This is a genomic window from Luteimonas sp. BLCC-B24, assembly GCF_028550595.1.
Lineage (GTDB): Bacteria > Pseudomonadota > Gammaproteobacteria > Xanthomonadales > Xanthomonadaceae > Luteimonas.
In genome coordinates, this window is sequence record NZ_JAQQGN010000004.1 from 62,193 (window position 1) to 88,440 (window position 26,248).

25 protein-coding genes are annotated in these 26,248 nt (G+C 71.3%); 10 read left to right on the forward strand and 15 right to left on the reverse strand.

Features of this window, described 5'->3' with window-relative positions; all coding sequences use genetic code 11:
- Positions 1-65 precede the first annotated feature (65 nt).
- The gene (locus tag PQS31_RS10040) at positions 66-512 is read left to right on the forward strand and encodes a DNA methylase (RefSeq protein WP_272762584.1); all 447 of its coding nucleotides are present in this window, start codon (positions 66-68) and stop codon (positions 510-512) included.
- Positions 513-536: 24 nt separating this feature from the next.
- On the opposite strand, the gene rlmF is transcribed toward PQS31_RS10040, so the two are convergent.
- From rlmF to PQS31_RS10055, 3 genes are all read right to left on the reverse strand, one after another.
- Complete coding sequence (gene rlmF / locus PQS31_RS10045; RefSeq protein ID WP_272762585.1) at positions 537-1,535, reverse strand: 23S rRNA (adenine(1618)-N(6))-methyltransferase RlmF; 999 nt, start codon at positions 1,533-1,535, stop codon at positions 537-539.
- Positions 1,536-1,589: 54 nt separating this feature from the next.
- Entirely contained in the window at positions 1,590-2,444 is an 855-nt protein-coding gene (locus PQS31_RS10050; RefSeq protein ID WP_272762586.1) for a PA4780 family RIO1-like protein kinase, read from the reverse strand.
- A gap of 459 nt (positions 2,445-2,903) precedes the next feature.
- The gene (locus tag PQS31_RS10055) at positions 2,904-3,986 is read right to left on the reverse strand and encodes a methyl-accepting chemotaxis protein (protein ID WP_272762587.1); all 1,083 of its coding nucleotides are present in this window, start codon (positions 3,984-3,986) and stop codon (positions 2,904-2,906) included.
- A 383-nt stretch (positions 3,987-4,369) separates the two neighbouring features.
- On the opposite strand from PQS31_RS10055, the gene gntA reads away from it, so the two are divergent.
- Together gntA and PQS31_RS10065 are read left to right on the forward strand one after the other, a co-directional pair.
- Positions 4,370-5,107, forward strand: a complete 738-nt coding sequence (gntA, locus tag PQS31_RS10060) for a guanitoxin biosynthesis heme-dependent pre-guanitoxin N-hydroxylase GntA (protein ID WP_272762588.1) — start codon at positions 4,370-4,372, stop codon at positions 5,105-5,107.
- Complete coding sequence (locus PQS31_RS10065; protein WP_272762589.1) at positions 5,104-5,724, forward strand: urea carboxylase-associated family protein; 621 nt, start codon at positions 5,104-5,106, stop codon at positions 5,722-5,724. Before gntA ends, PQS31_RS10065 begins: the two co-directional genes overlap by 4 nt.
- Before the next feature lie 31 nt (positions 5,725-5,755).
- Here the strand turns inward: PQS31_RS10065 and PQS31_RS10070 are convergent, their stop codons facing one another.
- Positions 5,756-6,478, reverse strand: a complete 723-nt coding sequence (locus PQS31_RS10070) for an RNA pseudouridine synthase (RefSeq protein WP_272762590.1) — start codon at positions 6,476-6,478, stop codon at positions 5,756-5,758.
- 291 nt (positions 6,479-6,769) lie between these two features.
- Here PQS31_RS10070 and PQS31_RS10075 point away from each other — a divergent pair, with 291 nt between their 5' ends.
- Positions 6,770-7,561 (forward strand): EAL domain-containing protein, encoded by a 792-nt coding sequence (locus tag PQS31_RS10075; RefSeq protein WP_272762591.1) that lies wholly within the window; start codon positions 6,770-6,772, stop codon positions 7,559-7,561.
- Between the two features lie 48 nt (positions 7,562-7,609).
- Here the strand turns inward: PQS31_RS10075 and PQS31_RS10080 are convergent, their stop codons facing one another.
- Together PQS31_RS10080 and PQS31_RS10085 are read right to left on the reverse strand one after the other, a co-directional pair.
- Positions 7,610-8,332 (reverse strand): SDR family NAD(P)-dependent oxidoreductase, encoded by a 723-nt coding sequence (locus PQS31_RS10080; protein ID WP_272762592.1) that lies wholly within the window; start codon positions 8,330-8,332, stop codon positions 7,610-7,612.
- Between the two features lie 159 nt (positions 8,333-8,491).
- Positions 8,492-9,634 carry a serine hydrolase gene (locus PQS31_RS10085; RefSeq protein ID WP_272762593.1) on the reverse strand — a complete coding sequence of 381 codons (1,143 nt, stop codon included), beginning with the start codon at positions 9,632-9,634 and terminating at the stop codon, positions 8,492-8,494.
- 223 nt (positions 9,635-9,857) lie between these two features.
- On the opposite strand from PQS31_RS10085, the gene PQS31_RS10090 reads away from it, so the two are divergent.
- Complete coding sequence (locus tag PQS31_RS10090; RefSeq protein ID WP_272762594.1) at positions 9,858-10,223, forward strand: TonB C-terminal domain-containing protein; 366 nt, start codon at positions 9,858-9,860, stop codon at positions 10,221-10,223.
- A gap of 83 nt (positions 10,224-10,306) precedes the next feature.
- Here PQS31_RS10090 and PQS31_RS10095 read toward each other — a convergent pair whose 3' ends face one another.
- A complete protein-coding gene (locus tag PQS31_RS10095) occupies positions 10,307-11,140 on the reverse strand; it encodes a plasmid replication/partition related protein (RefSeq protein WP_272762596.1) in 834 nt (277 codons plus the stop codon).
- A gap of 241 nt (positions 11,141-11,381) precedes the next feature.
- Positions 11,382-11,867: a DUF4126 domain-containing protein gene (locus PQS31_RS10100; protein ID WP_272762597.1), complete on the reverse strand. Its 486-nt coding sequence runs from the start codon at positions 11,865-11,867 to the stop codon at positions 11,382-11,384.
- Between the two features lie 302 nt (positions 11,868-12,169).
- On the opposite strand from PQS31_RS10100, the gene PQS31_RS10105 reads away from it, so the two are divergent.
- The 3 genes from PQS31_RS10105 (at position 12,170) to PQS31_RS10115 (ending at position 15,316) form a co-directional block, all read left to right on the forward strand.
- Positions 12,170-12,643, forward strand: a complete 474-nt coding sequence (locus PQS31_RS10105; protein WP_272762598.1) for a peptidylprolyl isomerase — start codon at positions 12,170-12,172, stop codon at positions 12,641-12,643.
- Between the two features lie 280 nt (positions 12,644-12,923).
- Complete coding sequence (locus PQS31_RS10110) at positions 12,924-13,493, forward strand: lipocalin family protein (protein WP_272762599.1); 570 nt, start codon at positions 12,924-12,926, stop codon at positions 13,491-13,493.
- 512 nt (positions 13,494-14,005) lie between these two features.
- Positions 14,006-15,316 carry an acyltransferase family protein gene (locus PQS31_RS10115; RefSeq protein ID WP_272762600.1) on the forward strand — a complete coding sequence of 437 codons (1,311 nt, stop codon included), beginning with the start codon at positions 14,006-14,008 and terminating at the stop codon, positions 15,314-15,316.
- Between the two features lie 243 nt (positions 15,317-15,559).
- Here PQS31_RS10115 and PQS31_RS10120 read toward each other — a convergent pair whose 3' ends face one another.
- The 4 genes from PQS31_RS10120 to PQS31_RS10135 form a co-directional block, all read right to left on the reverse strand.
- On the reverse strand, positions 15,560-15,778 hold the full coding sequence (locus PQS31_RS10120) for a hypothetical protein (RefSeq protein WP_272762601.1): 219 nt from the start codon (positions 15,776-15,778) through the stop codon (positions 15,560-15,562).
- A gap of 29 nt (positions 15,779-15,807) precedes the next feature.
- Positions 15,808-16,035: a hypothetical protein gene (locus PQS31_RS10125; protein WP_272762602.1), complete on the reverse strand. Its 228-nt coding sequence runs from the start codon at positions 16,033-16,035 to the stop codon at positions 15,808-15,810.
- A gap of 379 nt (positions 16,036-16,414) precedes the next feature.
- The gene (locus PQS31_RS10130) at positions 16,415-19,009 is read right to left on the reverse strand and encodes a TonB-dependent receptor (protein ID WP_272762603.1); all 2,595 of its coding nucleotides are present in this window, start codon (positions 19,007-19,009) and stop codon (positions 16,415-16,417) included.
- 371 nt (positions 19,010-19,380) lie between these two features.
- On the reverse strand, positions 19,381-20,484 hold the full coding sequence (locus tag PQS31_RS10135) for a tetratricopeptide repeat protein (protein WP_272762604.1): 1,104 nt from the start codon (positions 20,482-20,484) through the stop codon (positions 19,381-19,383).
- 335 nt (positions 20,485-20,819) lie between these two features.
- On the opposite strand from PQS31_RS10135, the gene PQS31_RS10140 reads away from it, so the two are divergent.
- Positions 20,820-22,040, forward strand: a complete 1,221-nt coding sequence (locus PQS31_RS10140; RefSeq protein ID WP_272762605.1) for a threonine synthase — start codon at positions 20,820-20,822, stop codon at positions 22,038-22,040.
- A 32-nt stretch (positions 22,041-22,072) separates the two neighbouring features.
- Here the strand turns inward: PQS31_RS10140 and PQS31_RS10145 are convergent, their stop codons facing one another.
- The 3 genes from PQS31_RS10145 to PQS31_RS10155 all read right to left on the reverse strand — a co-directional run bounded on the left by PQS31_RS10145 (position 22,073) and on the right by PQS31_RS10155 (position 25,236).
- The gene (locus tag PQS31_RS10145) at positions 22,073-22,702 is read right to left on the reverse strand and encodes an NAD-dependent dehydratase (RefSeq protein ID WP_272762606.1); all 630 of its coding nucleotides are present in this window, start codon (positions 22,700-22,702) and stop codon (positions 22,073-22,075) included.
- A gap of 91 nt (positions 22,703-22,793) precedes the next feature.
- Positions 22,794-23,411, reverse strand: coding sequence for a 3'-5' exonuclease (locus PQS31_RS10150; RefSeq protein ID WP_272762607.1), 618 nt, complete (start codon positions 23,409-23,411; stop codon positions 22,794-22,796).
- A gap of 1 nt (position 23,412) precedes the next feature.
- Complete coding sequence (locus tag PQS31_RS10155) at positions 23,413-25,236, reverse strand: putative nucleotidyltransferase substrate binding domain-containing protein (protein ID WP_272762608.1); 1,824 nt, start codon at positions 25,234-25,236, stop codon at positions 23,413-23,415.
- A 77-nt stretch (positions 25,237-25,313) separates the two neighbouring features.
- On the opposite strand from PQS31_RS10155, the gene yghX reads away from it, so the two are divergent.
- Positions 25,314-26,201 (forward strand): YghX family hydrolase, encoded by an 888-nt coding sequence (gene yghX / locus PQS31_RS10160; RefSeq protein WP_272762609.1) that lies wholly within the window; start codon positions 25,314-25,316, stop codon positions 26,199-26,201.
- Positions 26,202-26,248: the final 47 nt, after the last annotated feature.

Here is a 26,248-nt window from a genome sequence, read left to right on the forward strand (position 1 = left end):
TGCGGGCCTGCGATGCGGGGTTCACGGCCTGCATGGAAGATGGCCGGCACCTCCAGGAGTTCGCCATGCGCCGCCATCTCTCGGCACAGGATCTCGGCCTGAGCGTGGGCCCGAACGACGAAGCCGCGCTGTTCAAGTGGTTGCTCGCCAGCATGCTGTTCGGGCATCGCATCGCGCAGACGATCGCGGCGCGGACCTGGCAGGTGCTCGTCGATCGGGGCTGCGGGACGCCGCAGGCCCTGGCCCGCTGCCCCCATGCCGCGCTGGTGCGAATGCTCGGCGAAGGCGGGTACCGACGCTACGACGTGTCCACCGCGCGCCGCCTGTCACGGCTGGGACAGCGGCTGGTCGACGAGTACGACGGGCAGGTCCACGGCATCGCCCGGGCGGCCGATGGCCGCGTCGACTTCGAGCGCCGGCTGCTCGCGTTCGACGGGATCGGCCCCGTCACGCTGCGGATCTTCATGCGCGAGGCGGGGCCTGTGTTGTACGGCGTACATGGCGCGGGGTGACGCCAGGCGCGCCGCGCCGGCGCGTCACGGTCTCGCGGCGCACCAGGCCGCGCGCGCTTCGGCATCCAGATAGGTCCAGGCGACGAAGCGGCTCTGTTTGCTGCCCTGGGCCATGGGGACCTCGCGCACGTCGAGCGCGCCGGCCTGGCGCAGCTGGCGACGCAGGCCCGACAGGTGCTCGGCACGCGAGACCAGGCTGCTGAACCACAACACGCGGTCCGGGATGTCGGCACTCTCGTGCACCATCCGGCGCAGGAACCCGGCTTCACCGCCCGGACACCAGAGCTCGTGCGCGTGCCCGCCGAAGTTCGACGCGGCCCGCAGCGGGCGCCCGCGCGCGGGCGTTGCGGCGGATCCGAGCTGGCGCCGCTTGCGATCGCCCGCATACGCGGCGTCGGCGGCCGAGGCGTGGAACGGCGGATTGCACAGCGTCAGATCGAAGCGGTCGTCCGCGCCGACGATGCCCTCGAAGATGTGCTGTCGGTGCGGTTGCCGGCGCAGCGCGATCGCGCGTTCCAGACGGTTGGACGCGATGATCGCCGCGGCGACCTGGAGCGAGGTCGCGTCGATGTCCGCGCCGACGAAGCGCCAGCCGTATTCGGCGTGACCCAGCAGCGGATAGATCGCACTCGCGCCCACGCCGACATCGAGCACGCGGATCGACAGGCCGCGCGGAATACGGCCGTCGCCGGTGTCGGCCAGCAGGTCGGCCAGGCCGTGGAGGTAATCGGCGCGGCCGGGAATGGGTGGGCACAGCGCGCCGTCGGGCAGATCCCAGTGGGCGATGCCGTAATCGGCGCGAAGAATGGCGCGGTTGAGCGCGCGCACGGCGACCGGGTCGTGGAAATCGACGCTGGCCTCGCCGCGCGGCGTCGTCACCAGGTGACCCGCCAGCGCCGGGTCGGCCTGGACCAGACGGCCGAAGTCGTAGCGGCCCTGGTGCCGGTTGCGCGGATGCGTGGTCGGCGTGGCGGCCGGGCGATGTGCAGGTGGGCGGTCGTCTGGGGAGCGGGTGGACGTCATGGAAAGCGCTTGGAGCGGAACGTGCTGGGGCGATGCGGGGGTGGGGCTGCGCGGCTAGTCCTCGTCCTGCGCCTCGCGGCCCTGCTGGCGGATCAGTGCGAGCTCGCGCGCATCGTTGATCGCGTCGCGCACGCCGTCGAGATCGATGGTGCGCGCGTCGAAGGTGAAGCGCCCGGTCAGTGCGGTATCGGGCCGAAGCTCGCCCAGTTCGAACAGGGCCCACAGCTCCTCGCCGTACCAGGTGTCGAGCAGGTCCGGCGCCCAGCGGCCGAGCGTGGCCGTGAGATTGTTGACGTCGCGCAGCAGCATGCTGCGCGCGGCATTGTTGCCGGTGGCGCTGACCACCTGCGGAAAATCGATGATCACCGGTCCGTCGGGCGCGACCAGCACGTTGTAGGCCGACAGGTCGCCGTGGATCAGCCCGCAACACAGCATGCGCACGATCTGGCGTATCAGCACGGTGTGGAATTCGCGCGCCTGGTCCGGCTCGAGTTCGACCTCGCCCAGACGCGGCGCGGACTGTCCGTCGGCATCGGTGACCAGCTCCATCACCAGCACGCCGTGGAAGAAGCCGTAGGGTTCGGGCACGCGCACGCCGGCGTCACGCAGCCGATAGAGCGCGTCGACCTCGGCGCTCTTCCATTCCGCCTCCTGCTGCCGGCGGCCGTAGCGGCTGCCGCTCGCGACCGCGCGCGCCTCGCGGCTGCCGCGTGATTTGCGGCCCTCCTGGTACTGCACGCGGTTCTGGAAGCTGCGCTGCGCCATGTCCTTGTAGACCTTGGCGCAGCGGAGGGCGTCGCCGCAGCGCACGACGTAGACCGCGGCCTCCTTGCCGCTCTTGAGCGGGCGCATCACAGCGTCGATGACCCCTTCGTCGATCAGGGTCTGCAGGCTTGCGGGTGTTTTCAAGACGTCGGAATCCGGGCGCGGGCACCGCGCAGGGGCTGCAGTGTGGCCGAAAGCCGTGCCGGGCGCTCGCCTGCCGGCTGCGAGCGCGGAAGGGCCGTCACGTCCGGCCTGGAAAAAGGGCCGGGGCCGCGCGCGACCCGCGACGGCGCCTGGCGCGAACGCGCCTGCGGGTCCGGCCGGCGCCTCCCGGTCAGGTCCGCGTCCGCCTGCCGATCCCCGACGGGGCGATGCCGGCGACGATCACAAGGCCCTCGCCACGGCGAGCGGCCGCCTGCGGCAGACGCCGGCACCTGCGCGACCGCCTGCGATTCCGCCACCGGGACCGTGCAGGTCGCATTCGCGCGCACGCACACCCGGCCTGCGACGGGCGTCAGACCATCGGCCCGTGCCCGGTGTCCCGGTGGTATCCGCAGGCGGGTGCCGGAGCACCTCGCGACGTCGTGACCGCGCCGGCGCGGCTCAGTCGAGCGCCTGCAGGATCAGGCTGTGCCAGCCGGTGCGGTAGGTTTCGTAGCCGGGTGACGCCGCGTGCGCGATGCAGTGCGGCCGGCCCCGCCAGGTGACGTCGACGGCGGTGCGGGCACTGGCGAACACACGGTCGCGGCCGTCGAATTCCAGCACGTCCTGGTCCGCGGCCGGGCTCGAATCGGCGAGGATCCGCCCGCCGTCGTCGACGATGCAGACCCGGCTGCGCGGCCATTCCGCGTCCGACAGCGGCGTGCGCGTCACGATGGTCTGGGCCAGCGCATCCCAGCGGAACACGATGCCCAGCACCGCGAGCGGCGCGCCGTCGATGCGGCCGCCGTGACGCACCGTGCACGAGTAGACCAGCGCGCGTTCGCCGCCGGCGAGTGGGCTGGCATGGACCGACTGGAACCCGTAGTCGTCGCCCGATCGGGTGCGGATGGCGCTCTGGAACCACGGCGTGTCGATGACGTTCGCGCCGACCGAGGTGTACTGCCGTGGTCGGCCGTTGACGAGCACGCGACCGTCCAGGCTCGCCAGCACGAGGTCGAAATACACCGTGTACGAGTCGAGGATCTGCGACAGCCGGCGACTGGCGTGGCCGAGCGTGTCCGCGTCCGGACGCAACGCGGCCTCGACCAGCGAGGGATCGGTGGCCCACCAGCGCACGTCGCAGCTGCGTTCGTAGAGATTGCGGTCGATCAGGTCGATGTTGCCGAGCGCCAGGCCCGCCAGCCGCGTGTGCCGGACCTCGCTCTGCAGGCGCTGCAGCCTCGATTGCAGATCCAGGCTGGTGGCGCCCGCCATGCGATCGATGTCCTGCGCGGTGTCGCTGACGTTGCGCGACAGGGTGTCCATCTCCTGCGCGATCACGCCGAAGCTGCGTCCCGCCGCGCCGATGCGCACCGCCTCGATGCGGGCGTTCATCGAGATGATCCGGGTGACCCGGTTGATTTCGTCGATCCGCTGCAGTGACTGGCGCAGCTGGCGGAGCAGGGCATCGGAAATGCCGGCCACGGAGCGGATGTGATCATCGACGCTGGCCTCGGCCACCGCGCTTGCGACAGGTTCGGTCATGACGCTCCCAGGGTGGTGCGGGCGGTGGGGACGAGCGGTGCGTTCCAGCGCTATCGGCCGCGTCGACGCGAACTTGAACCTCGTCGATGCGACGCGCGAGCGGCGTGCGTGGCGACGGCGCCGTCGCCCCGTCGCGCTGCCGGCAGCGCGACTGCAAGGACGACGCCAGGCCTCCTGCACCACGCGGCGAGCCGTTGCCCCTGCGTCCGTGTACTCGAGGTGATGAACCTCGCCATGTGCGCGGCAACTTCACGGATGTCCCTGCATGTACGTCAATAACTGCACGCTTCGAATCGCTTCTGCACGCGTAAATCGTTCCGCCCTGCCTAGGCTGCACGTCGTCGAATCGTGCATGCACCGTGCATGCGAAAGGATCCCTGCGAATGACTGCCTGTCCCCACCGTCGTCAGCCCGCTGATGCCCTGTCCGCCATCCAGGCGACGTCGAGGCCGTCGGGTGTGCTGTCGGCGCGCTTTCTCGACTTCGTCGCCGAGCCCTCGTTTCCCTGCGTGGGATCGAAAGCCGCGCTGGCCCGGGGCGCGATCCGCCCGTTCGAGTTCGGACGCCTCGGCGACCGGGCCAACGACGCGCCGCTGCTCGACACGCTGGCCGCGTTCGCGGACATGATCGACGCGGCGCCGGAGGACGACACCACGGTGCATTCGCTGGTGGCGCTGTTTGACGGGCCGGCCGATACCGACGAACAGCGCTTCGAGGCCCTGCTGTGGTCGCAGTTGCAGCGCCTGCACGATCTGGACGCGAAGCGCGGCACCCGCTGGGCTGCCGATGTCAGCCGCGATCCCGACGATCCGCATTTCAGCCTGAGCCTGGCCGGCCATCCGTTCTTCGTCATCGGGCTGCATCCGGGCGCGTCGCGCCGGGCCCGACGCTTCGATGCGCCGGCACTGGTGTTCAACTCGCACCGCCAGTTCGAGCAGCTGCGCGCCGACGGCCGTTACCAGAAGATGCAGGCCGCGACCCGCCAGCGCGACATCGCCCTGCAGGGCTCGATCAATCCGAATCTCGCGGACTTCGGCGCCGCTGCGGAAACGCGCCAGTACAGCGGACGCCGTGCCGAGCCCGACTGGACCTGCCCGTTCCGCGTCCGGAGTGCGCGATGACGGCCGAGACGACGTACCAGCGGATTCCGCCGTGTTCCGGACGGGCGGTGGAGCTGGAGGCCGGGGACGTGCTGGTCGTGATGGATCCGATGGGCCAGCAGGTGAGCGATCTGACCGCGTTCGCGCGTGACGATCTGGCGGAATACCTCTCGTCCGGGCGGTCGATCGACTACGCCTCGCGACTGCTGCTCACCACCGGTGACGTGCTGTACTCCAACCGCAGCAACCCGATGTTCACCATCATCGAGGACACCTGCGGCCGGCACGACTTCACCCTGACCCCGTGCTCGAAGCGGATGTTCGAACTGCTGTACGGTGAAACCGAGGGGCGGCCGGGCTGCGAAGGCAATCTCGCGTCGGCGCTCGCGCCCTACGGTATCGGCATCGACCGCATTCCGGTCGCCTTCAACATCTTCATGCACGTCACCTACGACAGCGAGACCGGGCAGGTGGCGGTGCGGCCGCCGCTGAGCGGCCCCGGGGATTTCATCCGTCTGCGCGCGGAAATGCCGATGGTGGTGGCGATGACGGCCTGCTCGGCCGGGCAGTCCAACAACTTCAGCTACAAGCCCATCGATTTCCGGATCGAGCGCGCCGGCGCGGCCCCGGGCGGTTGAGCGCCGGCACGTCGCCTCGCATCGGCCGGCGTCAGAACCGCGTGCCGACGGGCAGGTAGCGCCAACGGCCGGGCGGCATCTTCGCCAGCGGGATGCGGCCGATGCGGATGCGGCGGATCGCGGTCGTTTCGAGTCCCACCTCGGCGCACATGGCGCGCAGCTGGCCGCGGCGCACGTCCTTGATCGCGAAGCGCAGGCGGGCCTCGCTCTGCCAGCTGACCTTGCACGGCGGCAGGCTGCGTCCGGCGTACTGCAGGCCGTGGTTGAGCCGGGCCAGGCCGTAGGGCGCCAGCTCGCCGCTCACCTCGACCACGAATTCCTGCTCGAGGCCTGCCAGATCCTCGGTGAGTCGCCGGCGCACACGCCCGTCCTGTGTCAGCACGATCAGGCCACTGGCGTCCAGGTCCAGTGGCACGAGCGGCGTGAGCCGATGGAAATTGCGCTGCAGCATGCGCACGTCGGACGGATCCTCGGCCCAGCGTGTGTCCGGCCGGGCGAGCGCGAGGACGGCGTCGATACCCGCGTCGGGATCGAACCCGATCGGCGCGTGCAGCAACAGGGTGGCCGGCTCGACGGCCTCCAGGCGCGCTGCGGGATCGATCGCGACGGTCTCGTCGCCGACCATGCAGTGCGGGCGCTCGACGACATGCCCGTCCACGGTGACCCAGCCGCCCTCGATGTACTGCGCGGCTTCGCTGCGCGAGCATCGGGCCAATGCGGCGACACGTTTTGCCAGGCGGACGGAATCGGGCATTGGCTCGGTGCGCTGTCGGGCCGGGCAGTGTAGCGGCCGCTGCGGCGCGTGCGGGCCGCACACGCGTATGAGGTGGGCGCCGCGTGTCGCCTGCGCCGCGCAGCCGGCGTCCGCCACGCCACGCGCTGCGCTCGAGGCTTCATTGTGTCGGCCGTCGGCCGATAACGCAGGCACGCGGCGTCGCGACGGTGTGGCACAGCAGCGGCTCGCGGTGCGTCCACACACGGTGTCCACGTCGTGCCGCCATCATCACAGGCCCTGAAGGCGGGTCGCCGGTTTCGAGAGCATCCCATGTATCTGCAGCAGTTCTTCGGCGATACCCCCGAGCCCCGCCAGTGCGCCGAATGCCAGGGCGACCAGCGTCTGGGCTTCGATTTCCGCATGGCGTTCCAGCCGGTGGTCGACGCGCGCGACCGCTCCATCTACGGCTACGAGGCGCTGGTGCGCACGCCGGAGGGCGGCAGCGCCGCGGACGTGATCGCCCAGGTCACGCCCGATCTGCTCTACCGCTTCGACCAGACCTGCCGGGTACGTGCCATCGCCACGGCGGCGGCGCTCGGGCTGCAGTCGCGGCTGTTCATCAACTTCTTTCCCAACGCGGTCTATCAGCCGGCGACGTGCATCCGGCTCACCCTGCGCGCGGCGCAGATCTCCGGCTTTCCCACCGAGAACCTGGTGTTCGAGGCCGCGGAATCGGAAGAGGTGCGCGACCAGGCCCATGTCCTGCGCATCTTCAACGACTACCGCAGCCGCGGCTTCCAGACCGCCATCGACGACTTCGGCGCCGGCTATGCCGGGCTCACCACGCTGACCGGCTTCCAGCCCGATCTGATCAAGCTCGACATGGCGCTGATCCGTGGCATCGACAGCGACCCGGTGCGACAGGCCATCGTGGCCGGGATCCATCACATCGCCAGCCGCATCGGATCGACGCTGCTGGCCGAAGGCGTCGAAACGCCGGCCGAGTACCGCGCGCTGCGCGCACTGGGAATCGACCTGTTCCAGGGCTATCTGTTCGGGCGCCCGGCGCTGGAACAGCTCGATACCGTGCCCGCCGCGCTGTGGGAGGCACTCGACGCCTGAGCGGCGCCGCGCGTCGCGCGCCGTCGCCGCCGATCGGCGGCGAACCGCTCACCACGCGATCGGTGTGCCCCGCCAGTCGAAGAAACCGCCGCTGTCGTGCGGCGCCAGCCGCTCGATGACCGCGAGCAGATGTGCCGCCGCGTCGCGTGGCGTCAGCACCTCGAGCCCGGTCTTCGCGAACGGCGTGGACAGGGCGGTGTCCACCGTGCCCGGATGCAGGGCCACGCAGATCGCCTGCGGCGCCCGTCGCCGCAATTCGATCGCGGCCGTGCGCACCAACTGGTTCAAGGCCGCTTTCGACGCCCGGTAGGCATACCAGCCGCCCAGCCGGTTGTCGCCGATCGATCCCACGCGCGCCGACAGGGTGGCGAACACGGCCTTGCCCGTCCGCGGCAGCCGCGGCAACACATGTTTCATCAGCAGGGCCGGGCCGATCGCGTTGATCGCATAGGCGTGGGCGAGATGGGCGGCATCGAGCTCGCGGAGACTCTTTTCCGGCGTGAAGCCGGCGCCGTGCAGGAACCCGGTGGCATCGAGCACCAGCCGCAGTTCGCCGTGCGCGCAGGCGTCGTCCACCGCCGACCTGATGCTCGCCTCGTCCGTGAGATCGAGGTGGAGCGGTCCTGAACGACGGGTGCCCAGGACATGCACGAAGCGCCCGCTGGCCGACAGCGCCGCGTCCAGCGCAGCGCCGATGCCGCCGCTGGCGCCGACCACCAGTGCGGTGCCGCCGGGCGGAACGGAGTCGAGCGCAGGGAGGGAATCGGACATCGGGATCGACACCGTCAACCGGGCGTGCAGTGTGCCGCAGGACACTTTCGCTGCGGTGACGGCGGAGGCGCTGCGGCGTGCATCCGACCGGGAGCGGACCGGAGCGGCGCGCTCTGGATCCGCGCCCGTCCGCGGACGACGGCGCGCGGGCGTCCGCGCTCAGGGACGCTCGAGCGCCTCGAGCACGCGCGTGACCACGCCGGCGAGGTCGGGTGTCCAGCGTGTGACGATGACCAGGTCGTGTGTGCGGTCGACATAGACATGATTGCCGCCGAAGCCGGCCGCCCAGAACGCGCCCTCCGGCGCGGCCGGAATCGCCGCGCGCCCGGTATTGAGCCACCACAGATACCCGTAATCGGTCTTCATCGTCGACGGCGTCAGCGACCGTGTGATCCAGTCCGACGACAGCAGGCGCTGCCCGTTCCACACGCCGTCGCGCTGCATCAGCAGGCCGAAGCGCGCCAGGTCACGCGTGTTGATGACCATGCCGCCGCCGAAGTGGCCGCCGCCGGACACCGACTGCATCTGCAGGCCGTCGAGCGTGATCCACGAGGTGTCGTAGCCCGCCCAGCGCCAGCCCGGCGAGGCGCCGATCGGGTCCATCACCCGACGCTTGAACACCTGCGGCGCGGGCTCGCGCTGCAGCTCGAGCAGGGCGAGCGCGAGCAGATTCACGCGCACGTCGTTGTATTTGTAGCGCGTGCCGGGTGCGTGCAGCGGACGGTTCGCCGGATCGTCGCCCTCCGGCCGGTCGGCCCAGTCGTGGATGTCCCACAGCGTGCCGCTCCAGTCCGAGGTCTGTTGCAGCAGATGGGTCCAGGTGATCGCGCCGTTGTGCGCGCCCTCGAACCACGGTCCATGGACGTGGCTGGCCACGCGCTGTCCGGGATCGGGCAGCAGGCCGTCGTCGTAGGCGAGGCCGGCCACCACCGACAGTGTGCTCTTGGCCACGCTGAAGGTCATTTCCGGTCGGCGCGTGTCGCCCCATTCGGCGACGATGCGTCCGCCGCGCAGGATCATGCCGTTCGCCGGGCCGCGCGTGCCGACCGGACCGAGGATGCGGTAGCCGGGTTCACGCGGACCGAAGGACGCCACCAGTGCGTCGCGCAGATCGGCCGGCGTCTGTTCGCCGTGCTCGCGTGCCCAGTCCACGGCCGCGGCGAGCCGGACGGGGTCGAAGCCGGCGTCCGAAGGCGCGACCTCGGCCCAGGCATCGCGCGGCGGCACGTAGTCCTGCGCCAGCAGGGGCAGGCACAGCAGCCACAGGGCGAGGGGCGCGAGCGCGCGAAGTCGGATACGCATAGGGTGAAATCCAGCGGACGGGGGGCCATTGCAGCAGACGCGAGCGAGATCGAACAGGGCGCGTGGGCCCGCTGTCGCACGCTCCGGGTCACGCACCCCGCATCAGCTGCACCGCGCGTACATGGGGCCGACCGCGCTGCGACGCGCGTGATGCGCTGGTCGATGCGCCATGGCCTGCACGACAATGGCGGCACGGGCATGCGCCTGCACACAGGAAGCATCGATGATCGCGACTCGCATCGGCTCGGGCAGGGCGCGCACCTGGGGTCTCGCGTTCGCGATGGCGGCGGGTCTGGCGCAGGCCGAAGACGACTCGGCGCTGCATGCGCGCTATTCCAAGGCGGTGCGCGCCGCGATCCATGCACACTGGACACCGCCACCGCAGAGCCACGGCGGCCACTGCGCCTTGCAGCTGCGTCAGCTTCCCGGCGGCAGTCTCCTGCATGTCGAGCCGCTGGAGGACTGCAGCTTCGACGAGGCCGGACGGGCCGCCGTGGTCCGCGCGGTGTTCGCAGCGGATCCGCTGCCGTATGCCGGTTTCGAACGGGTGTTCAACCGTGACGTCCGCATCGTGTTGCGCGCCGACTGAGCGCGGGCGCATCACGGTTGCGCGGCCGTCCGCACGGGCGGCGGCCCGTGTGGCTCATCGCCGGACCACGCCAGCGCGACGCGTCAGCCGCGCAGACGCTGCAGCTGGTTCTGCAGCGTCTCGATCTGGCCACGCAGCTGCGCATTCTCGCGCTCGAGTTCGTCCACGCGGCGACGCAGCGCTCGGGCATCGGCCGGGGGCTCGTCGCCCGCGGCGTCCGCAGCGTCGGAGGCTTCGGGCTTCGTGCGCTTGCGCGCGTCGCGCGCGCGTTTCGCCGCCTGCCTGAGTTCGGCCTTGCCGGCCTGGGCGGCGCTGCGCTGCTCGTCTTCGGGCAGGCTGGCGACGGCGGCCGCGGCGCTGATCGAGATCGCGCCCGCCTTCAGGGCCTCGACCACTTCGGGCGCGGCCTGGGCGTGGATGCGCTCGATCATCGAGACCTGGTTGCTGCTGAGCTTGGCCTCACGCGCGAGCTCGGCGCGGCTCACCGCCACGGGCATGTCGTCCCACGGTGGCCGCGCGTCGGCGTCATCGTCGGGCGCGGCATCGGATGTCGCGGTGGCCGCGGTCGAACCCGTATCGCGCTGCGCCTTCTGCCGCGCGCCCAGGATGGCGCGCTTGCGCAACGCGAGCACCCCGCGCTGGTAATCCGAGACACTGCGTCGACCCAGGTGCTGCTCGATCATCCACAGGTGCACGTCCTCCATCGACTGGAAGCGGGTGTTCTGCACCGTATTGAACGGCAAGCCGTGCTTCTGGCAGATGCCGTACCGGTTGTGGCCGTCGACGAGGATGTCGTTCCACAGCACCAGCGCATCCCGGCAGCCCTCGGCCAGAAGACTGCGTTCGAGCGCTTCGTATTCGTCGGCGGTCAGCGGATCGATATAGGCCTTGAGCTCTTCGAGAACGACGATGTCCATGCGGTCCGGGCGGCGGGAGGGGCGCGCATTGTAGGTGCGCGCGTTCTCGGATGCCGAGACCGGAGGGCGTCGCGCCGCGAGCACCGCGGCTGGGGCAGGCCAGCACGCTCCGGCGCCCGCGCCATCGTCGCCGCTGCAATGCGGCCCGCGGCGGGGTCACGTCCGGGCGCGCCGCGTGCAGCGGCGCTACCGTCGATGCCGCGACGGCGCGCGCTGACGACGGCGCCGGTGCGCAGGCCGATCAGCGCAGACGCCGACGCCGTGGCCGTTCGCGCGCGGCGCTGCGCGCGATCAGCGAGGCACTGCCGAGCGTGATCGCATCCTCGACCGCACCGGTGGCCTTCTGGCCGTAGCGCTTCATCGCACGCACGCGCAGGTTGAAGGTCAGATAGGCCGCGCCGACCGCGGCGCCGGCGCCGAGCACCGCGGCCAGTCCGCGCTGCTCACGCGGCGCGAGCGCCGCGCCCGCGAGGGCACCGGTCACGATGCGCGCGAGCATGCCGGCGGGCACGATGCGGTCGGGCGCGTCGTCGAGCTTGTCGCCCGCCAGCTCGCCCGCGGCCAGCGCCTTGGCGCCCGCGGATACCAGAGGATTCGCCAGCAGGCGCGGCGCGCCGTTGCCCGCGGGCAGTCGTCCGTTGCAGGCGGCCGCGGTGACGGTGGCCAGCGGCGTCATCGCGCGCATACCGGCGACGGCGCCCATGAGAATCGAGTGGATCAGTGCCATCGGAGAGTTCCTTCGCTGTGGACGGGGCGTGGGCGGCGGCAGGCGATGGGCAGTGAAGCGTGTGCCCGCGACCGTCGGCGGTGACGACTCTGATCATGGTCGTGGCCCGTGAATCCGGCGTCGTTGCGCGACCCGCGGGTGGTCCGCGACACGCCAACACTTCGGGAATCTGCATGCATCCGGGTTTGCGCCGCCCGCGGGCAGGCGCTAAGGTGACCGGGCAGCGTCGAACACACACCGTGAATCCACCGGTACATCGCGAGCTGCATTCCCCCGTCTGTTCTGATCCAAGGAGATGCTCCATGGAGATCGCCGATGCGCGTGTCGCCAGCTTCCATTACACCCTGACCGACGACTCGGGCGCCGTCCTCGACCAGTCACCCGCGGCCCAGCCGCTGCAGTACCTGCACGGCGCGGGCAACATCGTGCCCGGCCTCGAGCAGGCGCTGACCGGCCGCAAGGCCGGTGATGCGTTCGATGTCACCGTGAAGCCCGAGGACGCCTACGGGCTGCGCAACGAGCAGTTGATCCAGTCGGTGCCACGCGAGGCCTTCCAGGGCGTGGACACCATCGCGCCCGGCATGCAGTTCCAGGCGCAGGGGCCCGGCGGGGCGATGCTGGTGACCGTGGTCAGCGCCGACGACGCGCAGGTGCGCATCGACGGCAATCACCCGCTCGCCGGGCGCACGCTGCATTTCGCCGTGCGCGTCGACGGCGTGCGCGAAGCGAGCGCCGACGAGCAGGCCGAAGGCCGCGTGGCAGCGCCGGCCGGCTGATACACGCGCAGCACGGCGACGCCTGGTGCTCGCCAGGCGTTGCATGCGTGTGCGCGCAGCCGCCTTCGTTCGGTCGCATGCTCCGCGCCGCCGTGGCGCGCGGAGGTGCAGGGGCACCGGGATGTCCGCGGACGCGCGGGACCATGCCGGATTCCCGGGCGCGCGGGCCGGAGTGGTGTGTCGGCGCCGCGCGCAGCGCCGGGCGGCACGGCGAATGCATTCACGGCGCGTCGCGAGCGCGCCCGGAATACTCCCGCCCCCGCCATCCGGAAACGCCTCCATGCCCCGTCCCTCGTCGATGTTCCTGGTCGCGACGCTGCTGGCAGCGTGCGCCTCGCCCGGTACCGGCATGGCCGGCAGCGTGCCGAACGTGCCGGTGCCGGACGTGGACCTGCAGCGCTACGCCGGGCTCTGGTACGAGCAGGCGCATCTGCCGATGTTCTTCCAGCGCAAATGCGTGGCCGATACCACCGCCCACTACACGCCGCAGGCCGACGGAACGATCGCGGTGGTCAATCGTTGTCGCACCGAGGACGGCAGCTTCAATGAGGCCGAAGGTGTCGCACGCCGGGTGGACGGCAGCACCTCGCGCCTCGAGGTCCGGTTCGCGCCCGGCTGGTTGGCCTGGGCGCCGATGGTCTGGGGCGACTACTGGGTGATCGCGCTCGACGACGACTACCGCTGGGCGATGGTCGGTTCGCCCGATGCGGATTACCTGTGGATCCTGTCGCGCACGCCCACGCTCGATCCCGCGATCAAGGCCGATCTCGTGGCACGCGCGCGGGCGATGGGGTATCCGGTCGACAAACTGGTCGACACGCCGCAGAGCGGCGACGCGCCGGCATCCTGATACGACGGGACGCGCATGCGTGTACGCGCAGGCGTGGCCCCAGTGCGTGATCGGGACGGCGGTGCCATTGCCGGCGCGCTGCCGTTCGCCCCAGAGTTCCGCATGCGGGCGGATTTGCAGGGAATCGACGTTGGCCACGATCCCGGTCGGACGCCAGCCCGTGCCGGCATTCATGCAGCATGGTCTCGGAAGCGGCCTGGAGCGCAGCGTGATCATTGGAGCCGATGTCGCGTGGCGGGGCACCGGACACCCGGCGCGCGGAGTCGGGCCGGGACCGCAGCGGCCGAAGACGAAGGGAGCGCCGCCGCGCCACACCAGGCCGTGTCCGCCCCCGTGCGCGCCGGCAATCGGGGTTGCGAGCAGGAACGGCAGCCGCATCGTCCGGCTGCGCATCGTCCACGCCATGACTTCGAGCTTCCCGCACGCGTAGCGCGGCGGCATCGGCCGCGTCCTCCCGGGATTCGCGCGAGCGCGCCGTATGCTGTCCTGCCGCAACGGACATCCCCGACACGATGACGCCTTCGCCGCGCGATCCGTATCCCGATGCCCTGCGCGCCGGCGCGCTGCTGGTCGTGGTGTTCGGACACTGGATCGCGACCTTGCCGCGCGTCGTCGATGGCGCGCTGGCGGGCACCGATCACCTTCTCGCGGTCTGGGACACCGCCGGCATGCTGACCTGGCTGGTGCAGGTGGTGCCGCTGTTCGTCTTCGTGTCGGCGGCCGTCAGCGCGGACGGCGTCGCACGCCGGCTGGCACGTGGTGGCCAGGCGCACTGGTGGGGCGGCCGCGCACTGGGTCTTGCGCGGCCCACGGTCACCTATCTGGCGGTGCTGACGGCACTGGTCGCGGTGTCGATGCTGGCCGGCGGCTCCCTGCATACCGTCTTCAATACCTCGTTGACGGTGCATCTGTGGTTTCTGCTGATGCTGCTGACGGTGCAGGCGCTGCTGCCCTGGTGCCTGCGGCTCGATGCGCGCTTCGGTCTGGGCGCAGTCGCCGGGCTGGTGGTGGCTGCGGCGGTGCTGGATCTGGTGCGTGGAGGCGTGACGTCGATCGACGCCGTCGGCACGCTCGGTGCGCGGGTGACGGCGCGGCCCGCAGGCCTCGCATGGCTCAACATGCTGGTGGTCTGGTTGATTCCCCAGCAGCTCGGCATCGCCTGGACACGGGGGCGCATCCGCGGCGTCGGTGCCGGCGCGGCGCTGCTGCTACTGGGCGCGGCCTGGCTCGCCGCGGCGCTGGCCAGCGGCTACCCGGTCGCGATGGTCGGCGTGCAGCTGGCCGGCAACAACATGCTTCCGCCGACGCTGGCCCTGGTCGGGGTGATGTGGCTGCAGGTCGGCGCGGTGCTGGCGTTCGAGCCGCTGGCGCGTCGCATCCTCGCGGGACGTGTGCCCGCGCGCGTGATCGCCGTCCTGGGGGCGCTCGGTATGCCGCTCTACCTCTGGCACAAGCTGGCCGAGTGGCCGGCGGCATGGCTGGGGCTGCACTTGGGGCTGCCGATCGATGCCGGGCTGCCCGGCGAGCCCGGATTCTGGCTGGGCCGGGCCTGCTGGATCGCGCTGTGCCTGGTGATGGTGGCGCCGGTGATCGTCGCGGTGGTGCACTTCGAGCTGCGGCGGACGCGCGACGTACCGGCGGCGACGACGACGGCGCGGGTGCTGGCCGGCGGGGTTGCCCTGTATGCGGGGCTCGGCGCTGCGCTGGCCTGGGGGGCGTGGCCGGGCGCCGTCATCGGACTGGTCGCGGTCGCGCTGGCGTCGTGGATGCTGCGGCGCCGGGGCGGCCCCGCGCCCGGCGGGTCGGGACCGCCGACGACCTGATCCGCGCCGCGCCGAGCGGCGCCGGGCCGGGCGCGGGACACGTCGGGATCGGCCGGTGCCCGGACGGCATCCGGGCAGGCCGCTACCGGCCCGGCCCGCCATCACCGCCATGCCGGCAGCCGGCTAGTCCCCATCCGATCCGGCGCGCCGACGCCCTGGACACGGGGCACCTCACGGACCGGGGCGACGGGGACGGGCGCATGGGCCCGTGTCGCCGGTGTGGCGCGCCGCCGATAGGCCGGCTCAGTCGCCGGTGGAGGCCCGCCGATGGATGCGCGGCGCGGCGTCTGCCTGGCCGGACGCGGCGGATGCGGGCTCGGCCTCCGGGGCCTCCTGCATCGCCGGTGCGTCGGGCACTTTCGCGGCCCGGGCTTCGCGCTTGCGCGCGTCCTTGGCCTCCTGTTTCTTCTGCTTGGCCAGCTCGCGCTGGCGCTTCTCGAACCCGTAATTGATCTTCGCCAAGTCGACGTCTCCTGATCGGTGTCCGGGAATCAGCGGCGCGCGCGCGCAGGCGCGGCGGGTGTCGCAGCCGCGGTACCGGTGGCTGCGGCCGGAGCGGCACGGCGCTGGATCGGGGTGTTGCCGAGCACTTCGACCTTGCCACCGGCCTTGCGGAACGCGGCGATGTCGGCGGCGATGCGGTCGTGGCTCATCGACGGTGCCTGCTTGGACTTGCGCTCGGCGGTGGGCTGGGTGGCGGGCTTGGGGCTGCTGGACATGGAGTCTCCGTTCATACCGGTGCGGATGGAATGCGCGCGCTCCGCCCTGGAGCGGGCGGGTGCGGCGATGGTCGGCCCCCATCGCGTGCAGGCACGGCGAGTGCGGGCAGTGCGGGGACGGGACACCCGTCGAAGGACGGGGCAGGGGCGCCGGATCTGCGTGACACGCCACGTGGGCGGGCGCGATGGAGCGAAGGGCGCGGCGGGCGGCCGGATGGCGTCGTGACGCGGAACACCAAAATCCGGGGCAGGGCCCATGGTACGCCGATTCACGCCGGGCTGCAGGCGTGGCTGAACGGAATGGCGGCAGGGGCACCGGCCACATGGCGCCGGCGCGACTCGGCGCGACCGGCGGCGATGCGCCGCCGGTCGCGGTGTCTCAGAACGTCCAGCCCACGCGCGCGTAGTAGAAGCCGCCGTTGAACCCGTAGGGCGAATGCACCGGATAGGCGGCGCCCGCGACCGACGCGCCCCAGGGATTGTCGACCGGCACCTTGTCGAAGAGGTTCTGCGCGCCGAGGTTGACGTACAGCCCGGATGCGAAGCGCCAGCCGATCTCGGCATCGACGATCACCGCGCTGCCGTCGTAGATCGGCAGGCCGCCGTCCTCGACCCGGATCACCGCGCTGTCGACATGGTCTTCGTACCAGCTGCCGTAGTAGGCCAGACGCAGGTTGGCGTGGAAGACGTCGCGCCGGTGGTTGACGCTGAAATAGCCCTTGGTGCGTGGCAGCGACTCCTCGATCTTGTACACCCGGGCCTCGTCCACGAAATCGGCGTTGAAGCGGTCGACACGGGTGCGGTTCCAGTTGCCGGCCAGCGAGTACGTGGTGGTGCCGCCGAAGTGGCCGGTGCGGAGGCTGGCGACCACGTCGAGCCCGGTGGTCGTGGTGTCGAAGGCGTTGCCGAAGTAGGTCACCGAGGTCAGCGAGGCCGCTTCCGCATTGCCCGATGCCACCAGCGCCGCACGTTCGGCGTCGGTGAGTTCGAAGCTCGAGCTCAACGCGATGCGGTCCTCGACCTCGATGCGGTAGCCGTCGACGGTCACCAGCCAGTCGCCGCTGCTCCAGACCAGGCCGGCCGAGTAGTTGGTCGAGTCCTCCGGCGTCAGCGGCTGCGCACCCTTGAGCGCGGCGATCGGGTTGGTCGGCGGCAGCGTGGCGATGTCGACCAGACCGGTACCCGCGAACGCGGTGGTGATCTGGCTGACGTTGGCCTGACCGGGCGTGGGCGCGCGGAAGCCGGTGCTGAACGCGCCGCGCAGCGCGAACGCATCGGTCACGTCGTAGCGCGCCGTCAGTTTGCCGTTGGTGGTGCTGCCGAAATCGTCGAAGTCCTCGTAGCGCAGCGCGGCCGCCAGCAGCAGGGGCTCGATGAAACGCGCTTCGACGTCGACGTACACCGCCCAGTTGGCGCGGTCGAAGCTGCCTGCGGTGCGCGGGCTGAAGCCGTTGAAGCCGTTGGAGCCGAGCGCGAACCCCTGTTCGGTCAGCGGGCCGATGCCGGTGGACGCCGCGTCGCCGGCGCGGATCTCGAACTCCTCCTTGCGCCACTCGGCGCCGGCCGAGAGGCTCAGCGGCTGGGTGGTGAAGCCGGTGTCGATGTCACGTCCGACATCGATGTTGACGCCGGTTTCGGTCTGCACGTTACCGCCCGGTGCGAACCGGAAGCCGGCCGGCTGGTTCGGCCCGAGCGATGCATTGACGGTGTTGTAGATCGTGAAGTCCACCTGGTTGCGGCCGTGGGTCGCGCTGACGTCCCAGTGCCAGTCGCCCCAGGTGCCCTTGAGGCCGCCGACCACCGAGCGGTCCTCGAGTTCGCCGCCGAAACGCGGCGTGAAGCCGCCCGGAAACACCGACAGGAAGGTGAAGCAGTTCGACGGCAGCGCCGCCACGGCCGCGCCCACGCCGGCATAGGGCAGAAGGCCGCCGCCTGCGTCGCGCAGTGGAATCACCGGGCAGCCCCCGGCGCCGGTGAGGTCGCCGACCAGGAGGGTCTCGCCGCCGTCGTTGGAATACACGCCCGAACGCGACGTCGGTGTGCGGTAGTAGAAGCCGCCATCGATCTCGCGCCTGGCGTAGTTGCCGAACAGATACAGATCCACCGCTTCGCCCGAAATGCCGAGGTTGGCGATGATCTTCAGATCGTCCTTCACCTTCGGCGAGCCCCAGATCTGCGCCGGGTTGGGAATGTCCGGATAGCCGGCCGCGGCCGCTTCGGCCGCGTCGTCCCGCTGCACGCTGCGCGAGGTGTCGTCGGCCTTGCGCCATTCGGCCGTCAACGTGGCGAAGCCTCGCTCGGTCAGCGGCAGGCCGATCTGCGCGCTGTACTGCTGGGTGAAGCCGTCGCCCTCGTAGAACTGGCCGGCGAAGGCTTCGGCCGTGCCGCCTTCACGCGATTGCTTGAGGCCGAAATTGATCACGCCGGCGATCGCATCGGAGCCGTACTGCGCGGCGGCGCCGTCGCGCAGCACTTCCACCTGTTCGAGCGCGAGCGAGGGAAACACCGACAGATCGGGCCCCTGCGCGCCGTCGGACAATCCGTGGCCGAGGAAGGTGATCACCGCCGAGCGGTGGAAGCGCTTGCCGTTGACCAGCACCAGGGTGTTGTCCGGCGGCAGACCGCGCAGATTGGCCGGGCGCACGAGGCTGGCGGCGTCGTCGATCGGAATCGTGCTGACATTGAACGACGGCACCAGCACGCGAAGCTGGTCGAGCGCATCGGTGGCGCCCTGGCCACGGAATTCCTCGACGCCGATGATGTCGATCGGCACGGAGGACTCGGCTTCCGAGCGCGGCTGGTTGCGTGATCCGAGCACCGATACGGTGTCCAGCGACGTGGTGCTCTGCTGCGCGGCGGGCGCGCTCTGGGCGAATGCGCTGCCGCTTCCTGCGAGTACGGCGACCGCGAGTGCGGTTCTGACGGCGTGGGCCAACTGCGAAATTGCGACCTGCGGGTTCCTGCGGTCTTCCATGCGCTGCGTCCTCGGATTCGGTTCGTGGTCCCCCCCGTTCCGCGCCAGCTGAAGCTCTTGATTGCTGCGCCGCAGCAGGATTAACAGCATTTAAACGAAACCGCAATATGCAGGACACGGAACTCTGATGCGCGTTCCCACCGCGTCTCGCGCGTGACCACGAGCTGGCGCGGGGCAGGTGTGCGGCAACGTGCCAGTCCGCCGGGACCTCGGGACGCTCGGCGTTCCGCTCGCCGTATGCCGCTGCATGCCGGCCGGTCAGCAACCGCCCGCTCGTCGCCACCACGCGCGGCCAATGCGCGGATCGGATCCGACGTTCGACGATTGCGGACGGCCTCCGCGCCCACGGCCAGCGACGCCGGGGCCGAGACTCACTCGCGCGGCGGGCGGGTCTTCAGCAGGTCCAGCTTGGCCTGGTACTGCGCGGTGCCGTCGCGATCGGCGAGATTCCGCGCTGCCGTCAATGCGGCGACCGCGGCCTGCGTATCGCCCTGCTGCAGCAGGGCGCGGGCGAGCGCGAAGTGGAAGCGATGCTCACCGGGGTGCAGCCGGATCGCGCGCCGGTAACGCTGCACGGCGGTCGCGAGATCGCCACTCGCTTCGGCCTGGGCGCCGGTGACGAACTGGTGGAACGGGTCGCGCCTGAGCAGGCGATCGCTGCGCAGCTGCAGCGGGCGGGCGCGCGCGCTGTCGCCCTGCCGGGTATAGAACTGGGACAGATTGGCGAGCGCACCTCCGTGCGCGGGATCGCGTTCGAGCGCGGCCCGGAAGTGGCGCTCGGCCGCGGCGTCGTCACCATGTCGCAGGGCGAGCACGCCGGCGTTGTTGAGACCGCTCGCCGAGGTCGGATCCAGCCGCAGCGACATCGTCATGTAGGGCGCCGCCTCGGTAGGCCGTCCGTCCATCGCGAGCTCCATGGCCCGGTTGCTGTAGTAGAGCGCCAGCAGCGTGTCGTCGCCGATCGTGTGCGGTGGGGTGAGCGTCAGGATCTCGTTCGATGCCACGTCGATCGTGTAGCGCCGCTGCTGCACGCGCACGCCGGTATTGACGTGATCGGTGCGCACCAGATGCAGGTTCTCCTGGCGCCACGACAGCACGTCGTCGATCTGCTGGGCATACGCCTCGAGACCGGCTTCGCGGGCCAGTGCGAGGGTCAGCAGGGTGAAGCTGAGGCAATTGGCCTTGCGGGTGCGGAAGGCCTGATCGACCGTGTGCGTCGCGGCATGGTCGTACTGCATGCCGAGGCCCCGCTGCGTGTCGAACAGGAAGACCATCATCAGGTCGAGACGTGCGCTCGGCGAGGGGCTGCGATCGGTCACCGCGGCGCGGAAGGCCTGTCGCAGCTCCGGCGACAGGGCCATGACCTCGGCGGGCGCCGGTGGCGTGTCCGCGCGCGCGGCCTGTGCGCCGGCCGCACCCGCGATCATCAGGATTGCCACACGCAGCCAGCGTCCCATGTCCACCTCGACGGCCATGTGCCGGCCGCGCGTTCGAGTCTAGACCGCCTGCGGCGCGGCGTTCGCGTGCTGCGGTGTTCGCCCGACGGACGGTCACTCGCACGCGCCCGTCGCATGTAGGTCCATTCGAAGCATCGCGAGGCGGCGTCTCGATGTCCGTGTCCGCCGCGGGGCCTGCGCGGCCGGCTGCCTGCGCCGCGCGTCGTGACGGGCGGAGACGCGGCCTGCCGAGGAGACGGGCGGCCCCCACGCGGCGTCGCCCTGCGTGCCGGGTCGGCGCCGCCCGATGCTCGAGGCGCCGCCTGGACGCGCGCGCCGCGCTAGTCTGTCCCGTCGCTTCACAGGAACGCCCGATGACCGATTTCAGCGCCTTGTCGCATCTCGTCTGCTCGCGCACCGGGGCGCATCACGACGCGGACACCGTGCAGAACCTGTCCCCGGCCGGCGCACCGCTGCTGGCGGCCTACGATCTCGAGCGCCTGGCGGCGACCTGGCGGCCGGAGCACCTGCACGGGCGCACCACGTCGCTGTGGCGCTGGCACGAACTGCTGCCGGTGCGCGATCCGGGGCACGTGGTCTCGCTGGGCGAAGGCGGCACGCCGGTGCTGCCGATGCCGCGGCTCGGGCGGGCGCTCGGCATCGATGCGCTGTCGCTGAAGGACGAAGGCATCGTGCCGACCGGCTCGTTCAAGGCCCGCGGCGCGGCGGTCGGGGTCTCGCGCGCGAAGGAACTGGGCGTCACCGCGCTGGCGATGCCGACCAACGGCAACGCCGGCGCCGCATGGGCGCTGTACGCCGCGCGTGCGGGGATCGCCGCGACGATCGTGATGCCCAGGGATGCGCCGTCGATCACCCGCAACGAAGTCGCGAGCGCCGGCGCGCAGCTGTATCTCGTCGACGGTCTGATCAGCGACGCCGGGAAGATCGTCGCGCAGGCAGTGGCCGATGGCGGGCTCTACGACGCCTCGACGCTGAAGGAGCCGTACCGGATCGAAGGCAAGAAGACGATGGGCCTGGAACTCGCCGAGCAGTTCGACTGGCAACTGCCCGACGTGATCCTGTACCCCACGGGCGGCGGCGTCGGTCTGATCGGCCTGCACAAGGCGTTTGCCGAACTCCGCGCGCTCGGCTGGATCGATGCCGCGCGGCCGCCGCCGCGGCTGGTCGCGGTGCAGGCTGCGGGCTGCGCGCCGATCGTCGAGGCCTGGACGCGCGGCGCGACCGAGTCGGCGTTCTGGCCGGCGTCGCGCACAGTCGCCTTCGGGCTCAACGTGCCCAAGGCGCTCGGTGATTTCCTGGTGCTCGAGGCCCTGTATGCCAGCGCGGGCTGCGCCGTCGCGGTGGACGATGCCGCGCTGCTCGCCGCGCAGCGCCAGGCCGCGGCGCTGGAAGGCACGTTCGTCTGCCCGGAAGGCGCGGCGCTGTTCGCGGCCGCCGCGCAGTTGCGCGAATCGGGCTGGATCCGTGCCGGCGAGCGCGTGGTGGCGCTCAACACGGGTGCCGGCATCAAGTATCCCGAGACGTTCGACGCGGCACCGCCGCTGCTGCAGCCCGGTGACCGCCTGCCGCGCTGAGCGCGCGGTTCCGGCCACGGCGTTCCGGCCGATCAGGACAGCGCGTCGGAGGCGATCACGTGGACGCCTGCCGGGGCCTCGAGCGCGGCGGTGAGCAGCGCATCGGCGATGTGCGGGGCCGGGTTGATGCGCCACTTCACCGGCAGCAGCGGATGCAGCGCACCCAGGATCCGCGCGGCGAGCGCCTCGCCGGTGCGCCGCTCGTCGCGCTCGCCGCCGATCAGCCCCGGGCGCACCAGTGTGAGCGACGCGAAGCCCAGCGTACGCAGCGACGTTTCCAGTTCCCCTTTGACCCGGTTGTAGAACACGCGCGACGCCGGGTCCGCCCCCATCGCGGAATTCAGCGCGTAGGTCGGCGTGCCGTGCCGCTGCGCGAGCGCGGCGATCGCCAGCGGGTAGTCGTGGTCCACCCGGCGGAACGCGGCGCGCGAGCCGGCGGCCTTCATGGTCGTGCCCAGCGCGCAGATGACCGCATCGGCCCGCCACCAGGGGGCATCACCGGGCAGGGCGTCGAAGTCGACCACCGGCGCATCGAGCTTCGGGTGCGCGGGCACGGGACGCCGCGTGGGAGCGACCACGTGTCCGACACGTGGATCGACCAGCGCACGGGCGAGCACGTGCCGGCCCACGAGGCCGGTCGCACCGGCCAGAATCAATCGCATCGTGGTTCTCCATCGAATGCCGGGCGCAGGCCCCGGCGCAGTGGCACGAGCCTAGCGCGCGGTGCCGGTTCGGCCGGTGAGCGCGCGCGCCTCAGTCCGTGGACGCGGTCCGGCCCGAACGCAGCGCCAGCCAGCACAGGGCGACGGTGGTGGCGTCCCCGAGCGCGCTGTGCCGGCCGAGCACCGGCACGCCCAGTGCGTCGGCGATGCGTGGGAGTTCGAGATTCGGCGGCACGTCGGGCCGCGCGCGTCGCGCCCGCGTGGCGTACTGCTCGGCCAGATCCACCCTCGGCTGCGGCAGGTTGAACCCGGTGAGCGCGCGCACGTGCGGCGCCAGCATCGCGATGTCGAACGCGAGGTGGTAGCCGAGCAGCGGACGGCTGCCGAGCCAGTGCAGGAACGCGCGCACCGCCGGCGTGACCGACAGCCCGTCGGCGGCTTCGTCCGGGGTGATGTGATGGTGGCGGATGGAATCGATGCCGAAGGCGCGATCCGGACGGATGCGGCACTCGAAGCGCTCCGACACACGGACCGCGCCGCCGTGCACCGGCACCGCGGCGAGGCTGAGGATGTGGTCGCGCTGCGGATCCAGACCGGTGGTCTCGAGATCCAGGCTCACCCAGGTGTCGGCCGGCGGCGCCTGCAGCAGGCCGGCCCATTCGCCGTCGCCATGCTGCCGGCGCAGCCACCAGCGGCGCAGCCGGTCCACGTCAGTCGGCCAGATGGAAGGCGCGCCGCACGTGGTCGCGGAAGTCCTTGACCACGTGCAGCGCGTCGCGCAGCAGTTCGCGGTCGAGACGGCGCAGGTGTGCGGTGTCGATGCGGTTGTCGGGCGCCGCGCCGGCGTCGAGCGCGGCGAGCTGTGCATCGAGGCGCATGCGCTGGAACACGTTCAGGGCCTGCGGCAGATCGCGGCCCAGTGCCGGCGACAGCGCGCCGCGCGCGGCGAGCGCATCGCAGCGCTCCAGGCTGCCGGTCGCGGCGATGCCGTGGCGCAGCGCCAGACAGCGCAGGCCGTGGACGACGGGAAAAATGCCGCCTTTCTTGAGGTCGGTGCCGTCGGCCGCGGTGCGCATCCGGCCGAAGAACGTCAGCGGTGGATCGAAGGCCAGCGTGGCACGGGCCAGGTGATGCAGCAGGATCTCGTCGCCGCCGAGGGCCATCAGGCTGTCCTTGACCGGTGCGAACAAGGCCGCGTTGCCGGCCACGGGGCGGGCGTCGAGGGCGATCGACAGATCCAGCGCCGCCTCGCCGCCGTGGCGCTGACGCCAGTGGTCGATGCGCGCCTGCCAGTCGCGCGCGGTCATGCGCCAGTGCGGATTGTCGACCATCACGCCACCGGGGCAGGGCGGATAGCCGACGCGGTCCAGGGCCTCGCTGAAACGCGCCATGGCCTCGGGCAGGCCATCCCAGTCCAGATCGTCGGCGATGACCAGGGCGTTGTCCTGGTCGGTCTTGAGCAGCTGCTCGCGCCGGCCCTCGCTGCCCATCACCAGCAGGCAGATGCGGTCGCGATGCTCGGCCGGCACCACCAGATCGAACAGACGCGCCATGACCCGGCTGTTGAGCGCGCTCACCAGCTCCATGAGGTAGGGCATGCGCGCGCCGTGCGCGGCCAGGCTGCGCACCAGCCCGGTCATGCCGGACGCGGCGGCCGCGATCTCGTCCATCGAGCGCGCGCGCGCCAGACGCAGGCTGATCAGATGCGAATGGCTGGCGAAATGCGACAGCACCTCGGCGATGCCGAGCGTGCCGCGGATCGCGCCGTCGCGATCGCGTACCACCACGCGGTCGATGTGGCGCTCGGTCATGCTGATCAAGGCCTGGAACAGCACCTCGCTGGTGCCGATGCAGACCAGCGGCCGGCTCGCGAGCGCCCCCACCGGGGCATCGAGCGGAAGCCCGCGCAGCGTCAACGCTTCCAGCAGATCGGTGCGGGTGACGATGCCCGGTTCCGCATGATCGGGATCCTCGACCAGCAGGCAGTCGACGCGCGTGCGGTGCAGATGGGCCGCGGCCTCGGCGATGGTGGTCGTCGACCCCGCGCACTCGGCCGGCGCCAGCTGCGCCTCGCCGACCTGGGTGACCATCAGCTCGGCGGCTTCGCGGCGCTCGCGCGTGTCGCCCGCCAGCCGGCCCTTCACCGCCAGACCCTCGTTGAAGTAGGCGGCGAAGCGCGGGTAGTCCGCGATCAGCCCGCGGAAGGTCTCGGCCGGAATCAGGAAACTCAGCACGTCGGAATCGGTGCGGTAGCTCAGCCGCGCGCGTCCGGCCATGACCGCCCAGGCGCCGAACACGTCGCCGGGGCCGTAATCGGCGAAGCGGCGGTCGGCGCCGCTGTCGTCGCGCTGGTAGGCGTGCACCAGGCCCTTGAGGATCACATGGGCGTGCGCCGACGCCCGGCCGGCCTCGATCAGCGTGGTGCCGGCCGGATGGAAGCCGATGTCGACGCGCGCCTGCAGCCGCTCGCGGCCGGCGTCGTCGAGCAGATCGAACGGCGGAATGCTGAGATCGAGTCCGGGCACGGGATCCATGCGCCGCATTGTGCCTCCAGCCGGCGTGCGATGCGTCGCCGTACACTCCGATGACTCGCCAGCGCCGGAGGCCCCCGATGTCCCGTCTGACCGCACGTGATTTCCATCCCGACCTGCTGGAACTCTACGACTTCTACGTCCACGGCCGGATCGGACGCCGGGAATTTCTCGATCGCGCGGCGCGCTTCGCCGTCGGCGGCCTCACCGCGGCCACGCTGCTGGCGACGCTGAGCCCGAACTACGCGTTGGCCCAGCAGATCGCGTTCACCGATCCGGACATCGTCGCCGAGTACATCCGCTATCCCTCGCCCGGCGGACACGGCGAGGTGCGTGGCTATCTCGTGCGCCCGGCGAAGGTCGACGGTCCGGTGGCGGGCGTCGTCGTGGTGCACGAGAACCGGGGCCTCAATCCGTACATCGAGGACGTGGCGCGGCGCGTGGCCAAGGCCGGGTTCGCCGCGCTGGCGCCGGACGGGCTGTCATCGGTGGGTGGCTATCCGGGCAATGACGAGAGGGGCCGCGAGCTCCAGCAGACGGTCGATCCGGAAAAGCTGATGAACGACTTCTTCGCCGCGATCGAGTTCCTGCTCGCCGATCCGCGTGTGACCGACAAGGTCGGCATCACCGGCTTCTGCTACGGCGGCGGGGTGTCGCACGCGGCGGCAGTGGCCTACCCGGAACTCGCGGCGGCCGTGCCGTTCTACGGGCGTCAGGCGAGCCCGGACGACGTGCCGCGGATCCGCGCGCCGCTGCTGGTGCATCTGGCGCAACACGATCCGCGGATCAACGAAGGCTGGCCGGCCTACGAAGCGGCCCTGAAGGCCGCGGGCACGCGCTATGAGGCCCACCTCTATCCGGGCACCCACCACGGCTTCCACAACGATTCCACGCCGCGCTACGACGCCGAGGCCGCCGAGCTGGCGTGGTCGCGCACGGTCGCGTGGTTCCGCACGCATCTCGCCTGACGGCGGCGGCCGGTCCGAGGTCCGGCCGCCGTCCGGCATCCCGACTT

What these genes read in the sequence shown, in the direction of transcription:
- PQS31_RS10040 (WP_272762584.1), top strand. Translation starts at nt 66, where the DNA reads ATGCGCCGCCATCTCTCGGCACAGGATCTCGGCCTGAGCGTGGGCCCG.
- rlmF (WP_272762585.1), bottom strand. Translation starts at nt 1,535, where the DNA reads ATGACGTCCACCCGCTCCCCAGACGACCGCCCACCTGCACATCGCCCG.
- PQS31_RS10055 (WP_272762587.1), bottom strand. Translation starts at nt 3,986, where the DNA reads ATGACCGAACCTGTCGCAAGCGCGGTGGCCGAGGCCAGCGTCGATGAT.
- gntA (WP_272762588.1), top strand. Translation starts at nt 4,370, where the DNA reads ATGACTGCCTGTCCCCACCGTCGTCAGCCCGCTGATGCCCTGTCCGCC.
- PQS31_RS10065 (WP_272762589.1), top strand. Translation starts at nt 5,104, where the DNA reads ATGACGGCCGAGACGACGTACCAGCGGATTCCGCCGTGTTCCGGACGG.
- PQS31_RS10070 (WP_272762590.1), bottom strand. Translation starts at nt 6,478, where the DNA reads ATGCCCGATTCCGTCCGCCTGGCAAAACGTGTCGCCGCATTGGCCCGA.
- PQS31_RS10075 (WP_272762591.1), top strand. Translation starts at nt 6,770, where the DNA reads ATGTATCTGCAGCAGTTCTTCGGCGATACCCCCGAGCCCCGCCAGTGC.
- PQS31_RS10080 (WP_272762592.1), bottom strand. Translation starts at nt 8,332, where the DNA reads ATGTCCGATTCCCTCCCTGCGCTCGACTCCGTTCCGCCCGGCGGCACC.
- PQS31_RS10085 (WP_272762593.1), bottom strand. Translation starts at nt 9,634, where the DNA reads ATGCGTATCCGACTTCGCGCGCTCGCGCCCCTCGCCCTGTGGCTGCTG.
- PQS31_RS10090 (WP_272762594.1), top strand. Translation starts at nt 9,858, where the DNA reads ATGATCGCGACTCGCATCGGCTCGGGCAGGGCGCGCACCTGGGGTCTC.
- PQS31_RS10095 (WP_272762596.1), bottom strand. Translation starts at nt 11,140, where the DNA reads ATGGACATCGTCGTTCTCGAAGAGCTCAAGGCCTATATCGATCCGCTG.
- PQS31_RS10100 (WP_272762597.1), bottom strand. Translation starts at nt 11,867, where the DNA reads ATGGCACTGATCCACTCGATTCTCATGGGCGCCGTCGCCGGTATGCGC.
- PQS31_RS10105 (WP_272762598.1), top strand. Translation starts at nt 12,170, where the DNA reads ATGGAGATCGCCGATGCGCGTGTCGCCAGCTTCCATTACACCCTGACC.
- PQS31_RS10110 (WP_272762599.1), top strand. Translation starts at nt 12,924, where the DNA reads ATGCCCCGTCCCTCGTCGATGTTCCTGGTCGCGACGCTGCTGGCAGCG.
- PQS31_RS10115 (WP_272762600.1), top strand. Translation starts at nt 14,006, where the DNA reads ATGACGCCTTCGCCGCGCGATCCGTATCCCGATGCCCTGCGCGCCGGC.
- PQS31_RS10125 (WP_272762602.1), bottom strand. Translation starts at nt 16,035, where the DNA reads ATGTCCAGCAGCCCCAAGCCCGCCACCCAGCCCACCGCCGAGCGCAAG.
- PQS31_RS10130 (WP_272762603.1), bottom strand. Translation starts at nt 19,009, where the DNA reads ATGGAAGACCGCAGGAACCCGCAGGTCGCAATTTCGCAGTTGGCCCAC.
- PQS31_RS10135 (WP_272762604.1), bottom strand. Translation starts at nt 20,484, where the DNA reads ATGGCCGTCGAGGTGGACATGGGACGCTGGCTGCGTGTGGCAATCCTG.
- PQS31_RS10140 (WP_272762605.1), top strand. Translation starts at nt 20,820, where the DNA reads ATGACCGATTTCAGCGCCTTGTCGCATCTCGTCTGCTCGCGCACCGGG.
- PQS31_RS10145 (WP_272762606.1), bottom strand. Translation starts at nt 22,702, where the DNA reads ATGCGATTGATTCTGGCCGGTGCGACCGGCCTCGTGGGCCGGCACGTG.
- PQS31_RS10155 (WP_272762608.1), bottom strand. Translation starts at nt 25,236, where the DNA reads ATGGATCCCGTGCCCGGACTCGATCTCAGCATTCCGCCGTTCGATCTG.
- yghX (WP_272762609.1), top strand. Translation starts at nt 25,314, where the DNA reads ATGTCCCGTCTGACCGCACGTGATTTCCATCCCGACCTGCTGGAACTC.